Here is a 13,086-nt window from a genome sequence, read left to right as displayed (position 1 = left end):
CGGCGGCGGATGACGATCAGGTCGGCAGCGCGCTCGCGCGCCTCGGCGACGATCTCCTCGTACCGCGCCGGCCCGCGGCGCACCTGCGGCTCGATGGCCACGCCGGCGCCGGCGGCCATCTCGCGCAGCTCGTGCAGGCGCTGCGCGGCCTCGGCCTCGGCGCGCATGGCCAGCTGCGGCGCCATCAGCTCGTACTCGGGGTTGCTGAGCAGCGGCAGCAGCACCATCAGCGGCGTGCCGCAGTGCTGCGACAGCGCGAAGGCGATCGCCTCTGCGCCGGCGTCCTGGGCGGTGTGCTCGGTAGCGAGCAGCAGGTGCGAGAAGGGGGCGGCGGCCGGCTGCATCTCAATGCCCCAAGGTCAGCACGCCCGAGGCGGCGAGCAGCAGCACCGCGATCTCGGCGATGCAGATGGCCAGGTAGGCGCGGTCGCCGCGCCTGGCGTACAGCGGCAGCAGCGACAGCAGGCACAGCAGCGAGCAGCCGCTGAGCAGCACGATGCCGAGCAGGTTGGCGATGTCGCCGCGATGGGCCAGCGCCAGCCAGTTCCAGCCGGTGGGCACGCCGGTGGCCTGCACGAAGGCACCGACCGGCAGCGTCCACAGCTCGGGCAGGCGCTGGTGCGGCACGTGCGGCACGAGCAGGCCGGCGGCGTAGGCGAAGAAGGAGACCACCAGCACGACCAGCCCGGCGCGCGTGCCGAGGTCCAGCCAGCGCGCGTAGCGCAGCTGTTCGGTGGCCTGCGGTGCGGGCGCGATCATGCCCACACCCCGGTGCCCTTGAGCAGCGCACGCAGGCCGGCGAACAGCAGCACGGTGATCACCATGCGGCGGATCACCTCGCCGCGCAGCACGTTCAGCAGCCGTGCACCGATGCGCGCGCCGAGCATCATGCCGACCACCGAGGGCACGGCGATCATCGGCAGCACCGCACCCTTGTTGAGGTAGACCCAGGCCGCCGACGAATCGACCAGCGACAGCACCAGCCCCGAGGTGCCGGCCGAGACCTTCAGCGGCGCGCCCATCAGCAGGTTCAGCGCCGGCACGTTGGCCCAGCCGGCGCCGATGCCGAACACGCCGGCCAGCACGCCGATGACCAGGAACACGACCAGTCCGCTGGCAGTGCGATGCACCTGCCAGTCGATCTGCCGGCCGGTGGCGCCGTCGACGAACACGCCGTTGAGCGCGAGTGCGCTGGACAGTGCGTCCGGCGCGCGCACCAGCGGGAACTCGGACTTGCCGGCCGACAGCATCAGCGCCACGATGGCCAGCACGATGATGCCGAGCGCCGTCTGCACCGCCGCCACCGGCAGTGCCAGGCCGATCAGCGCACCGACGATCGAGCTGGCCGAGGCCACCAGCGCCAGCGGCAGCGCCAGGCGCAGGCTGGCCAGGCCGCCACGCATCAGCATCGGCGCGGCCGACAGCGCGCTGGCCAGCGCCACCAGCAAGCCGGCGCCGCGCACGAAGTCGAGGTGGAAGGGGAAGAAGCCGCCGACGATCGGCACGAACAGCGTGCCGCCGCCGATGCCGGCCGGCACCGCGACGATGCCCATCAGGAAGCAGGCGCCGAACAGCGCCAGCGGCCAGAACCACCAGGGCATGGCCGAGCCGTCGACGCCGGCCGCGTGGGCGGGCAGCGCAATGGCCAGCAGCACGATCAGGCCGAGCCAGCGGGCAGGACGGAGCACGCAGCGGCGCGACATCAGGAGATCGCCTGGTAGTACAGGTTCTGCGGGTGGTTGGCCTGCGCGAAGAAGAACCAGCGCTCGGCCAGCAACCCGGCGAGCTGGATCGCGAAGGCCGCTGCCAGCACCGCCGCCGAAGCCGGCAGCACGAGCAGCAGCAGTGCCGGCAGCACGAAGCCGGCAGCGAGGAAGAACCACTTCACCGAACGCAGCATTCCGGCGCTGCGCCCATGGAAGAACTCGCGCGTGTTGAACGAGCCGCCCATGAAGCCCTGGGCACGCTGCACGATGGCCGGGTGCTTGATGCCGATGGCCGTCTGCAGCGTCGAGCGTGGCCGCAGCTGTGCGTTGCGCAGCAGCGCGGCGGTGCGGCCGATCAGCGCGGCCAGCGTCAGCAGCAAGGCGGCCAGCGCCAGCGGCTCGACCCAGGCCGGCGCGCTCAGGCTGGCCAGCGCCGCAGCGAGCAAGCTGCCGCTGGCGCAGCCGATCAGCAGGTAGTTGACCAGCGTGAGCGGGCTGGCCCACTCCTGCAGGAAACGCACCGAGGCGTAGATCATTGCCGTGCAGAGGAACAGCGCAAGACAGGCCAGCGCAGCGAGCGCGCCGAGCCAGCGTGTGCCCGGCCAGCCGAGCATGTGCGCAAAGCCCCAGGCGAACACCGTGGCCATGAACAGCGGCAGCGCGATCACCTCGCGCGACAGCCACGAGGTGCGCCACATCGCCGCGGCGCGCCAGGCCCGCTCCGGGTGGCCGAGGTGGAAGAAGGAGGCCAGCAGGCCGAGCGCGCTGAGCAGCAGCGACACCAGCGCCCCGCCGACCAGCCAGCCGCGCTCGGCCGCGGCCCCGGCGAGTTCGCAGGCGTACAGGGCCAGGAACAGGCCCTGGCCGGCACCGATCAGCACGGTGAGGAAGATGACGGAGAAAGCAGGTTTCATGCTGACCCCTCGTCCGATGGGTACATCGACCGATCCCCCGAGGGGATGCGGGCCGGCTTGGGAGCGGCCCGGCGCTCGACCCGCAGCGACTGACTTGATGCGCAGTGACACATTTGATCGCCCCTCAGGTCGCGAAGTCCTCGCGCCCCGGCTCGAGGTGCGCGGGCTCGGGCTGCTTGCCGTCGACCTTGAGCGGGTTGTCGTGGCGCTGCAGGTCTTCCGCATGCAGCGTGATCTGCGTGCGCCGGCGCGGCAGGTAGTGGTTGGCCGGCCGGGTGCCCCACTCGGGCATCAGCGGGTAGCCGCCGCGCTCGGTGATCGCCACCGACACGTTGGACTGCGGGTCGTGGATGTCGCCGAACAGCCGCGCGCCGCTCGGGCAGGCCAGCACGCAGGCCGGCTTGCGCTGCGCCTCGGGCAGCGCCTTGTCGGTGACCCGGTCCACGCACAGCGTGCACTTGGTCATCACCTTGCGGTCCTCGTCGAACTCGCGTGCGCCGTAGGGGCAGGCCCAGCTGCAGTACTTGCAGCCGATGCACTTGTCGTAGTCGACGAGAACGATGCCGTCCTCGGCGCGCTTGTAGCTCGCGCCGGTGGGGCACACCGGCACGCAGGGCGGGTCCTCGCAGTGCAGGCAGCTCTTCGGGAAGTGCACCGTCTGCGTGGCCGGGTACTGGCCGACCTCGAAGGTCTGCACGCGGTTGAAGAAGGTGCCGTTCGGGTCGGCGTCGTAGGGGTTGTCGTCGGTCAGCGGCCCGGCCGAGCCGGAGGTGTTCCACTGCTTGCAGCTCGTCACGCAGGCGTGGCAGCCGACGCACACGTTGAGGTCGATGACCAGGGCCAGTTGCGTCATGTCCTTGCCTTCTTGCGGCCGGCCATCCAGCCCTGGCGCTTGTTCGGCGTGGCGCTCATGCCGGGCACCGCATGCATAGGCTTGAACTGCGGCCAGCTCTCGTCAGGCTCGCCGGCCTGCGCCGGGTAGATGCGCACGCGCACGTCGTACCAGGCGGCCTGGCCGGTGATCGGGTCGGAGTTCGACAGCGCGGTGCCGCCCGGCGCCGCCGGCAGCTCCTCGCTGATCAGGTGGTTGAGCAGGAAGCCCTTGCGCGACTCGTTGGCGCCAGGCTCGAGGTGCCAGGCGCCCGACTGCTTGCCGATCGCGTTCCAGGTCCACACCGTGCCGGGCTCGACGGCTTCGCTGTGGCGGCACAGGCAACGCACCTTGCCCCAGGGCGACTCGACCCACATCCAGCCGCCATCGGCGATGCCTGCGGCCAGCGCGGTGCGCGTGTTGACGAACAGGTAGTTGTGCGTGTGGATCTGGCGCAACCAGGCGTTCTGCGAGTCCCACGAGTGGTACATCGCCATCGGCCGCTGCGTCAGCGCGTTGAGCGGGTACTTGGTGGTGTCGGTGGCCTGCTGCTCCAGCGGCGCGTAGAAGAAGGGCAGCGGGTCGAAGTAGGTCTGCACACGCGAGCGCAGCCGGTCCGGCGGCTGCTTGCCCTTGTGCTTTCCTTGCGCCGCCAGGCGGAAGCGCTGCAGGAACTCCGAGTACAGGTGGATGACGATGGGATCGCGGTCTCGCCGCAGGCCGACCTGCTGCGCCCAGTCCATGTAGCCCTGGTTCCAGTTGCGCATGTACTGCAGCGACGGCGGCAGGTGGTGCTGGAAGACGCAGTTGTTCTTCTCGTACATCTCCCACTGGCGCGGGTTCGGCTCGCCGCGCATCGCCTTCTCGCCGCCCTTGCCGCGCCAGCCGGCCAGGAAGCCGATGCCCGAGCCTGGCGCGGTTTCGTAGTTGACGATGAAGTCGGGGTAGTTGCGGTACTTGCGCGAGCCGTCGGCATGGACGAAGGCGGGGAACTGGAGGCGCCCCGCCAGCTCGACCAGCACCTCCTGGAAGGGCTTGCACTGGCCGGTCGGCGGCAGCACCGGGATGCGCACCGAGTCGACCGGGCCGTCGAACTCGGAGATCGGCCGGTCCAGCATCGACATGCAGTCGTGCCGCTCGAGGTAGGTGGTGTCGGGCAGCAGCAGGTCGGCGAATGCCGTCATCTCGCTGTGGAACGCATCGCAGACGACGAGGAAGGGGATCTTGTACTCGCCGTCCTCCGCCTTGTCGTTCAACATGCTGCGGACTTCCGACGTGTTCATCGTCGAGTTCCAGGCCATGTTGGCCATGAAGATCAGCAGCGTGTCGATGCGGTACGGGTCGCCACGCCAGGCGTTGGTGATGACGTTGTGCATCAGCCCGTGCGCCGACAGCGGGTGCTCCCAGCTGAAGCCCTTGTCGATGCGCACCGGCTCACCCTGCGCATCGACGAACAGGTCGTCCGGGCTCTCCGGCCAGCCCAGCGGCGCGCCGGCGAGCGGCGTGTCGGGCTTCACTGCCTCCGGCCCCTTCGGCGGCCGTGCGTTCGGTGGCACGGCGCGCGGGTACGGCGCCTTGTGGCGGAAGCCCCCCGGCCGGTCGATCGTGCCGAGCAGGCTCATCAGGATGGCCAGCGAGCGGATCGTCTGGAAGCCGTTGCTGTGCGCTGCCAGCCCGCGCATGGCGTGGAAGGCCACCGGGTTGCCGGTCACCGTCTCGTGCTTCTGGCCCCAGCAGTCGGTCCAGGCGATCGGCAGCTCGATCTTCTGGTCGCGCGCGGTGATGCCCATCTCCTGCGCGAGGCGGCGGATCGTCGAGGCCGGGATGCCGGTGATGCCCGCCGCCCACTCGGGCGTGTAAGGCCTGACGCGCTCTTCGAGCAACTGGAAGGCCGGCACCGCACTCGTGCCGTCAGGCATCGCGAAGCGGCCGAGCAGCGCCGGGTCGGCCCCGTCGGCGTGGTCGGGTACCGGCTGGCCTGCGTGCCGGTCCCACCACCAGAAGTTGGCCGGGCGCAGCGGGTTGACCACGTCGCCGTCGGCGTTGCGCAGCATCAGGCCGAAGTCGTCGCTGGCCTCGTCCTGGTTCACCAGCTGGCCAGCGTTGGTGTAGCGCGCCAGGAACTCGCGGTCGTACAGGCCCAGCGCGATGATCTCGTGGATCAGCGCGAGCAGCAGCGCGCCGTCGGTGCCCGGCTTGATCGGCACCCATTCGTCGGCGATCGCCGCGTAGCCGGTGCGGATCGGGTTGATGGCGATGAACTTGCCACCCTGGCGCTTGAACTTCGCCAGCGCCGTCTTCATCGGGTTGCTGTGGTGGTCTTCCGCCGTGCCGATCATCACGAACAGCTTCGCGCGGTCGAGGTCGGGGCCGCCGAACTCCCAGAACGAGCCGCCGATCGTGTAGATCATCCCGGCGGCCATGTTCACCGAGCAGAAGCCGCCGTGCGCCGCGTAGTTGGGCGTGCCGAACTGCCGCGCGAACAGGCCGGTGAGCGCCTGCATCTGGTCGCGCCCGGTGAACAGGGCGAACTTCTTCGGGTCGGTGGCGCGCAGGTGGCGCAGCCGCTCCTCGAGCATCGAGAAGGCCTCGTCCCAGTCGATCTCGACGAACTCGCCGGCGCCGCGCTCGGTGCCAGGCTTGCGCTTGAGCGGCTGCGTCAGCCGCGCGGGCGAGTACTGCTTCATGATCCCCGACGAACCCTTGGCGCAGATCACGCCCTTGTTCAGCGGGTGCTCGGGGTTGCCCTCGATGTAGCGCACCTCGCCGTTGCGCAGGTGCACGCGGATGCCGCAGCGGCACGCGCACATGTAGCACGTGGTGGTGCGCACTTCCGTGCGGGCGCCCGGGATCGGCGCGGCGGTCGGGTCGTGGAGCGGTGTGGCCGGCATCGTGGTCTCGTCACCCGGCCACTGCACGCGCCGGATTGCTGGGGTCCGGCACAGGCATGCGCCGGTCTCGATTGCGGCCTGATTAGGCGCAACCGGGCCACGCAGCGTCTATAGCCGGGACGGGTAATGACCACCTACCCATATGGGTAATTCGTCCGACCTCCGGTTCACGCCCACGCAGCCGGGTGCAGCCTCTTGCAACATCGTTTCCAAATACCACATAGGGTATTCGGGTCCAGCCCGATGGCGCAGTCGATGCAAACCGGATTCAATGCCCCCCAGGCTGGCGAGATGAGCACCTTCCCTTCCCCCACCGTCACCGACAGCACGAGGCCCGCCGGGGCCGAACTGCTGGCGCAGATCGCGGCCGGGCTGGCCGAGGGGCGGGACTTGCGCGCGCTGCTCGATCGCCTGCTCGAGCCCATCGTCGCGCTGGCCGGCGCGCAGGCCGGCGCCGTGCGGCTGCTGTCGGAGTCGGGCGAGCGGCTGCAGCTGGCCAGCGTGGTCGGCCTGCCGCCGGCGGTGCAGCGCAGCGAGACCCTGGTGGACCGGCATTGCGGCGTCTGCGGCAGCGCGGCCGACGGGCACCGCGTGGTCTGGGCCTCCGAGTTGCGCGGCTGCATGGCGCACGACGGCACCGGCTACTTCGGCTCTGGCTGCCGCCGCCTGCTCGCCGTGCCGCTGCGCCACCGCGGCCGCGTGCTCGGCATCTACAACCTGTTCTTCGCCGACGACGTCGAACCGCCGCCGCACGTGATGGCGCTGCTGCGCTCGCTCGGCGACCTGCTCGGCCTGGCGCTGGACAACGCCCGCCTGGAGGCCGAGAGCCTGCGCGCCACGGTCATGCACGAGCGGCAGATGATGGCCGCCGAGATCCATGACTCGATGGCCCAGACCCTGACATTCGTCAAGATGCGCCTGCCCCTGCTGCAGGACGCGCTGGTCGAGCACGACGACACCCACGCCCTCAAGTACCTGGGCGACGTGCGCCAGGCCATCGGCGAGGCGCATGCCAGCCTGCGCGAGATCGTCACCGAGTTCCGCACCCGCATCGGCCCGCGCGGCCTGAGCAACGCGCTGGAGGCGCTGGTGGCGCGGTTCCGCGAGCGCAATGCGATCGAACTGAGTTTTGTCAATCGCGGCCTGCCGCTGAGCCTGTCCACTGAGGTCGAGACGGAGGTCTTCCACATCGTCCAGGAGGCCCTGGCCAACATCGAGCGTCATTCGCAGGCGCGGCACGCCTGGCTGACGATCGACGGCGGGCCGATCGGCTTCGAGTTGCGCGTCGAGGACGACGGCATCGGCGCGCGCGTCGGCGACGAACAATGCGACGAGGGCTCCCACTTCGGGATTGGCATCATGGGTGAACGGGCGCATCGAATGGGTGGCGAACTGGCGGTGCTGCCGCGTGCCGGCGGCGGCACGCAGGTCAGGCTCTCCTGTCACGCGCCGGCCCCTGCGCCGGACCGGGAGCGACGATGAGCGAAGGCAAGCTCAAGGTCGTTCTCGTCGATGACCACTCGCTGTGCCGCAACGGCCTGACCGACCTGCTGCAGCACCGCGGCGAGATGGTCGTGGCAGCGTCCACCGGCGATCCGAGCCTGGTGGTCGGCCTGCTGCGCGAGCATCAACCCGACCTGGTGGTGCTCGACCTGCGCATGCCCACCACCGACGGCCTCAGCCTGCTGCGCCACATCCGCAGCGAGGGCGTGCAGACGCCGGCGGTGATCCTGACCATGAGCGACGCGCAGGACGACCTGGCTGCGGCGCTGCGTGCCGGCGTCAAGGGCTACCTGCTCAAGGACATGGAGCCGGAAGACGTGATCGCCGCCATCGGCCGTGCCGCACGCGGCGAGTTGTCCGTCGCGCCGGCGCTGACCCTCAAGCTCGCGCAGATGCTGCAGGCCGGCTCGGGCGACCCGGAGCGCCGTGACCTGCTGTCCTCGCTGACCGAACGCGAGCGCGAGATCCTCGAGCACCTGGCGCGCGGAGAGAGCAACAAGACCATCGCTCGTGCCCTCGACATCAGCCACGACACCGTGAAGCTGCATGTGCGGCACATCCTCACCAAGCTGAACCTGAACTCGCGCGTCGAAGCGGCGGTGTTCGCGGTGGAGCAGCGCAGCGGTTCGCCCTCGGCGCCCAGCCTGGTCGAGTCGGCTAGGCGAACGCCGCGCTGAGTTCGGCCTGCGGCAAGTCCGCGGCCGCCGCGCCCTGCCGCGCCTCGTCGTACCAAGCCAGCGACTCGCGCAGCCGCACCACCTCGCCGACGATGGTCAGGCAGGGCGACTCGAGCCCCGCCGCCTCGACGAGCTGCGCCAGGTCGGCCAGCGTCCCGCTGACCACGCGCTGCTCTCGTGTGGTGCCCTGCTGCACCACCGCCGCGGGCATGCCGGGCGCCATGCCGTGCTCGACCAGCCGGGCGCAGATCTGTGCCAGCGCGCTCAGGCCCATGTAGATCACGACGGTCTGGCGCGGCCGCGCGAGGCCGGCCCAGTCGAGCTCGGCAGCGCCGTCCTTCAGGTGGCCGGTGACGAAGGTGCAGGACTGCGCGTGGTCGCGGTGCGTCAGCGGAATGCCGGCGTAGGCAGAGACGCCGCAGGCCGCGGTGATGCCTGGCACCACCTCGACGCAGACGCCGGCAGCCACGAGCTCCTGCATCTCTTCGCCACCGCGGCCGAAGATGAACGGGTCGCCGCCCTTCAGGCGCACCACCTGCCGCCCCTGCTTCGCCAGCCGCACCAGCAGGGCGTTGATCTCCTCCTGCTTCATCGTGTGGTGGTTGCGCTGCTTGCCGGCGTAGATGCGGCGCGCCTGCGCGCCGACCAGCTCGAGCACCTGCGGCGACACCAGGTGGTCGTAGACCACGACGTCGGCCGCGCCGAGCACACGCGCTGCCTTGAGCGTCAGCAACTCCGGGTCACCGGGGCCGGCACCGACCAGGTGGACCGTGCCCGGGCGCGGCACACGCGCCAAGCGCAGCACGGCAGGGGGAAGCTCGACTCGCGCGTTCATGGTGGATGCTCCTCGGAGGATGGTGGCGTGCCGCTCAGCAGCCGCTGCCGCGCGAGCCGCAGCCGGCGCTGCTGCAGCTGCCGCAGCCGCCCGCGCCGCGCGGCGCAGGGCTCTGCGGCACGAAGATGAAGTTGAACTCACCGGGCTCGAGCTCGACGAAGTCGAGCTGCGTGTCCTGCAGCAGCGGCCGGCTCGCCGTCGCGATCAGCACCGTCACGCCCTCGGCCTGCAGCGAGGGCTGCTCGCCCTCGCCGGGCTCGTCGAAACCCATGCCGTAGGTGATCGTGCCGTCGCTCTCCTGCCGCGCGGCGACACGCAGCGCGAGGTCGGCCATGCCGCCCTCGACGGCGGATTGACGGATGCGTGCGGCGGCGGCCGCGGTCAACGTGAACATGCGCAGTCTCCTTTCAATGTTCGCCCTTGGTGCGCAGCAGGCCGGCCAGGCGGTTGCCCTGCTTCTGCGGCCCGCCGCGCGGGAACATCTCGTGCAGGTGGTGGTTGCTGCCGCGCAGCGGCCCCCAGGCCTCGGTGAAGTGGCGGATCATCACGCGCACCTGCGGCTGCACGCCGTGCTCGGCGTAGTACGCGCGCAGGAAGCGGATCAGCTCCCAGTGCGCCGGCGTGAGCACCAGGCCCTCGCGCTGGGCGAGCGCGAGCGCGAAGTCCTCCGACCAGTCGGACAGGCGCAGCAGGTAGCCCTCGGAGTCGATCTCGACCTGCCTGTCGCCGACGCGGATGCTGTCCTTCAGCGTGCCGACCATGCAGTTCCTCCCGCAACACGGTGCGGCGACAGCGCGGCCCGGTTGCTGTCGCGCATGCGGCGCACGAAGGCCATGAAGCGGCGCGGCCAGTCGTTGCCGCCGGTGTGGCGCAGGTGCGCGTAGGAGGCCAGCACGTTGTGCACCATCACGCCGTCGTGCGTGCCGTCGATGCCGTGGCCGCGCTGCACGCGGTAGGCGAACTGCACGGACGGATCGAGGTTCTCCAGGCTCGAGTGGTGGAACTCATGGCCCTGGCGGAGCATCGGCTCGCTGGCCTCGTCCTGCCACGGGAACTCGGCGGTCTCCTCGATGCGCACGTAGCCCCGGCCCACCGGCCGCGCATGCATCACCACGTCGCCGGGAATGGCGCCGACCATCTGCGCACTGCGCCCGTTCCAGTTCAGCGTGCGCGCCAGGTACATCAGCCCGCCGCATTCGGCATAGACCGGCAGGCCCGCGGCGATGGCGCGGTGCAGCTCGGTGCGCAGCGAGACGTTGGCCTCGAGTTCGGCCATGAACAGCTCGGGGAAGCCGCCGCCGATGAACAGGCCGTCGAGCGCCGGCAGGTGGCGGTCGGCCAGCGTGTCGATCGGCACCAGCTCGGCGCCTTCGGCGACCAGCGCGTCGAGGTCGTCGGGGTAGTAGAAGCCGAAGGCCTTGTCGCGCGCGATGCCGATGCGCAGCGGCGCGCGCTCGCGCAGCGGCCGCAGCGCCGGGCAGGCGGCGGCAGCGTCATCGTGCGTGCGCGAGGCGGCCAGCGCGAGCACGCGGTCGAGGTCGACCCGCTCGGCGATCAGCTCGCCCATGGCGCGAACGCGCTGCGGTGCATCGCCCAGCTCGCGATCGGGCATCAGGCCGAGATGCCGCTCGACCAGCTCGAGCCGCGCGTCCTGCGGCACCGCGCCGAGCACCGGCACATCGGTGTAGTGCTCGATCACCGCGCGCAGCTTGGCCTCGTGGCGCGAGCCGCCGACGCGGTTGAGGATCACGCCGCCGATGCGGATGCTGCGGTCGAAAGCCTGGTAGCCGAGGATCAGCGGCGCGATGCCGCGTGTCATGCCGCGCGCATCGAGCACCAGCAGCACCGGCAGGCCGAGCTGGGTGGCCAGCGCGGCGTTGCTGTTGCTGCCGTCCAATGCCAGGCCGTCGTACAGCCCCTTGTTGCCTTCGACCAGGCCGATGCCGGCCCCTTGCATGCGTTGGGAGAAGGCCGCCTCGATCTCGCCGGCGGCCATCAGCTGCGGGTCGAGGTTCACGCAGGACCGGCCGGCGGCCAGCGTGAGCCACATCGGATCGATGTAGTCCGGCCCCTTCTTGAAGGGCTGCACGGTGTGGCCGCGCTCGCTCAGCGCGGCGGCCAAGCCCAGCGTCACCGTGGTCTTGCCCGACGACTTGTGGGCCGCGGAGACGAGCAGCGCCGGATGACTCATGACAGCCCCTCGACCCGTCTCATGACACCCCCTCGTCGTGCGGCAACACGTCCAGCGCGCGCACGCCGATCAGTGTCAGCACGAACGCGGCGCCGAGGCCGCCCACGCCGAGCAGCCACTCGGGCCAGCGCGGCCGGTAGAGCTCGACCGCGCCGTCGGCAAAGCTGCTCGACACCTCGTGCCCGGGGAAGATCTCCAGCGGGAACGACTGCCCGCCGACGATGAAGACGAACAGCAGTGCGAAGGCGCCGGCCACTACCAGTGCGCTGGCCGTCAGCATGCCGTTCGGCCCGGCGCCGCGCGGGGTGAACAGCAGCAGCATCGGCAGCAGTGCGCCGACCAGCACGTAGCCACCCCAGAACAGCGCCGCGTAGACGCCGAGCTCGTCGCCGCGGCCGAGCAGGATGAAAGCCTCGAAGGCCGACTGCCGCGCGAAGTACAGGTTGGTCAAGTGGTAGACCGCCACCAGGTAGAGCGAGGCGGCGACGAACACACCGAGCAGCCGCCCCATGCGCCGGCGTACCGTGTCGGGCAGGGTCTGGCCGTTCCAGGCGTACATCACCGACTGCACGATCAGGAACACCGCCAGCCCCCAGGCGAAGGACAACACGATGAACAGCGGCGCCAGCAGGGCCGACTGGTAGGCCTGGCGCGCGACGAGGAAGCCGAAGATCGAGCCGGTGCCGGTGGTCAGCGCGAAGCGCCACACCAGCGCGGCGATGCCGGCGGCCTTCGAGTAGCCGTTCATGCGGCGCTCGAACATCGTCCACAGATAGACCGCGATGATTGCCGCCATGCCCGAGTAGAGGAACACGTTCCAGGCGAACACCGACGTGAAGTTGTAGTGCGTGGCCGCGACGATGACACGGTCCGGCCGGCCCAGGTCGAGCATCAGCACCATCAGGCCGCCGGCCAGCAGTGCCAGCGACAGCACGCCGGACAGCGGTGCGCGCGGCTTGTAGGCCGTCTGGCCGAACACCGAGCCGATCGAGGCCACGTTGAGCACGCCCGACGCAGCGACGATCATGAAGATCGCGAACACATGCGGCAGGCCCCAGACCACCTGGTTGCTCATGCCGGTGACGACGTGGCCGTGCACTTCCATGTAGTGGGCGGCGCCGAGGCCGGCGGCGGTGACCAGGCCGCCGAGCAGCAGCAGGGCGTAGAAGGCGCGCTCTTCGATCCTGTGGAGGGTGGTGTTCGTTGCGGTCATGACCGGCTCCCGTGTGCATCGCGGCATGCCACCGATGCTTCAGCAAAGGCGCGCCCGGGCAGGCGGAGGCGCGCCTCTGAGGCGCCGAGAAGCACAGGGCTCGGGGCCGCGCGCGCAGCGCGCATCGTTTTCTGACTCGTCGCGGTTGTTTGAACGCAGCGACCGCAGGTCGCGAAGTGAGTTCTGCGACGGGGCCGCGAGACCGAGCATCGCAGGGGAGTCGGCGCGCAGCGGCGACCGCCGAGGCGAAGCGCCGGAGCCTGCCCGGGTGCGCCTTTGCCGCTC

At 70.5% G+C, this 13,086-nt stretch carries 12 protein-coding genes and 1 pseudogene; 2 read left to right on the top strand and 11 right to left on the bottom strand.

Annotated features, from left to right (window positions below):
* From AAG801_RS33975 to AAG801_RS33950, 6 genes and pseudogenes are all read right to left on the bottom strand, one after another.
* The coding region (locus AAG801_RS33975; protein WP_341892378.1) for a universal stress protein at positions 1-344 on the bottom strand (344 nt) is incomplete at its 3' end.
* Position 345: 1 nt separating this feature from the next.
* Entirely contained in the window at positions 346-759 is a 414-nt protein-coding gene (locus AAG801_RS33970; protein WP_341892377.1) for a hypothetical protein, read from the bottom strand.
* Positions 756-1,688: a sulfite exporter TauE/SafE family protein gene (locus AAG801_RS33965; protein WP_341892376.1), complete on the bottom strand. Its 933-nt coding sequence runs from the start codon at positions 1,686-1,688 to the stop codon at positions 756-758. The genes AAG801_RS33970 and AAG801_RS33965 overlap by 4 nt, the downstream gene beginning before the upstream one ends.
* A 14-nt stretch (positions 1,689-1,702) precedes the next feature.
* Positions 1,703-2,620, bottom strand: a complete 918-nt coding sequence (locus AAG801_RS33960) for a DmsC/YnfH family molybdoenzyme membrane anchor subunit (protein ID WP_341892375.1) — start codon at positions 2,618-2,620, stop codon at positions 1,703-1,705.
* A 124-nt stretch (positions 2,621-2,744) separates the two neighbouring features.
* Positions 2,745-3,473, bottom strand: coding sequence for a 4Fe-4S dicluster domain-containing protein (locus AAG801_RS33955; protein ID WP_341892374.1), 729 nt, complete (start codon positions 3,471-3,473; stop codon positions 2,745-2,747).
* A gap of 53 nt (positions 3,474-3,526) precedes the next feature.
* Positions 3,527-6,382: pseudogene (locus tag AAG801_RS33950) on the bottom strand (molybdopterin oxidoreductase family protein); the annotation flags it as partial.
* 291 nt (positions 6,383-6,673) lie between these two features.
* On the opposite strand from AAG801_RS33950, the gene AAG801_RS33945 reads away from it, so the two are divergent.
* Both AAG801_RS33945 and AAG801_RS33940 read left to right on the top strand, forming a co-directional pair.
* Positions 6,674-7,864, top strand: coding sequence for a GAF domain-containing protein (locus tag AAG801_RS33945; RefSeq protein ID WP_341892373.1), 1,191 nt, complete (start codon positions 6,674-6,676; stop codon positions 7,862-7,864).
* Entirely contained in the window at positions 7,861-8,562 is a 702-nt protein-coding gene (locus AAG801_RS33940) for a response regulator (RefSeq protein ID WP_341892372.1), read from the top strand. Before AAG801_RS33945 ends, AAG801_RS33940 begins: the two co-directional genes overlap by 4 nt.
* On the opposite strand, the gene cobA is transcribed toward AAG801_RS33940, so the two are convergent.
* The 5 genes from cobA to nrfD are packed head-to-tail and all read right to left on the bottom strand — an operon-like array spanning position 8,543 to position 12,801.
* Positions 8,543-9,397 carry a uroporphyrinogen-III C-methyltransferase gene (gene cobA / locus AAG801_RS33935; RefSeq protein ID WP_341892371.1) on the bottom strand — a complete coding sequence of 285 codons (855 nt, stop codon included), beginning with the start codon at positions 9,395-9,397 and terminating at the stop codon, positions 8,543-8,545. The two genes, AAG801_RS33940 and cobA, sit on opposite strands and share 20 nt — an antisense overlap.
* Positions 9,398-9,431: 34 nt before the next feature.
* Complete coding sequence (locus AAG801_RS33930) at positions 9,432-9,791, bottom strand: hypothetical protein (protein ID WP_341892370.1); 360 nt, start codon at positions 9,789-9,791, stop codon at positions 9,432-9,434.
* A 13-nt stretch (positions 9,792-9,804) separates the two neighbouring features.
* Positions 9,805-10,158: a TusE/DsrC/DsvC family sulfur relay protein gene (locus AAG801_RS33925; protein WP_341892369.1), complete on the bottom strand. Its 354-nt coding sequence runs from the start codon at positions 10,156-10,158 to the stop codon at positions 9,805-9,807.
* A complete protein-coding gene (locus tag AAG801_RS33920) occupies positions 10,143-11,588 on the bottom strand; it encodes a cobyrinate a,c-diamide synthase (RefSeq protein WP_341892368.1) in 1,446 nt (481 codons plus the stop codon). Before AAG801_RS33920 ends, AAG801_RS33925 begins: the two co-directional genes overlap by 16 nt.
* 19 nt (positions 11,589-11,607) lie before the next feature.
* Positions 11,608-12,801 (bottom strand): NrfD/PsrC family molybdoenzyme membrane anchor subunit, encoded by a 1,194-nt coding sequence (gene nrfD / locus AAG801_RS33915; RefSeq protein ID WP_341892367.1) that lies wholly within the window; start codon positions 12,799-12,801, stop codon positions 11,608-11,610.
* Positions 12,802-13,086 lie beyond the last annotated feature (285 nt).

Source organism: Variovorax sp. YR752 (assembly GCF_943372545.1).
The sequence above is the reverse complement of the archived record's forward strand: the minus strand, read 5'-3'. Positions and strand labels throughout refer to the sequence as shown.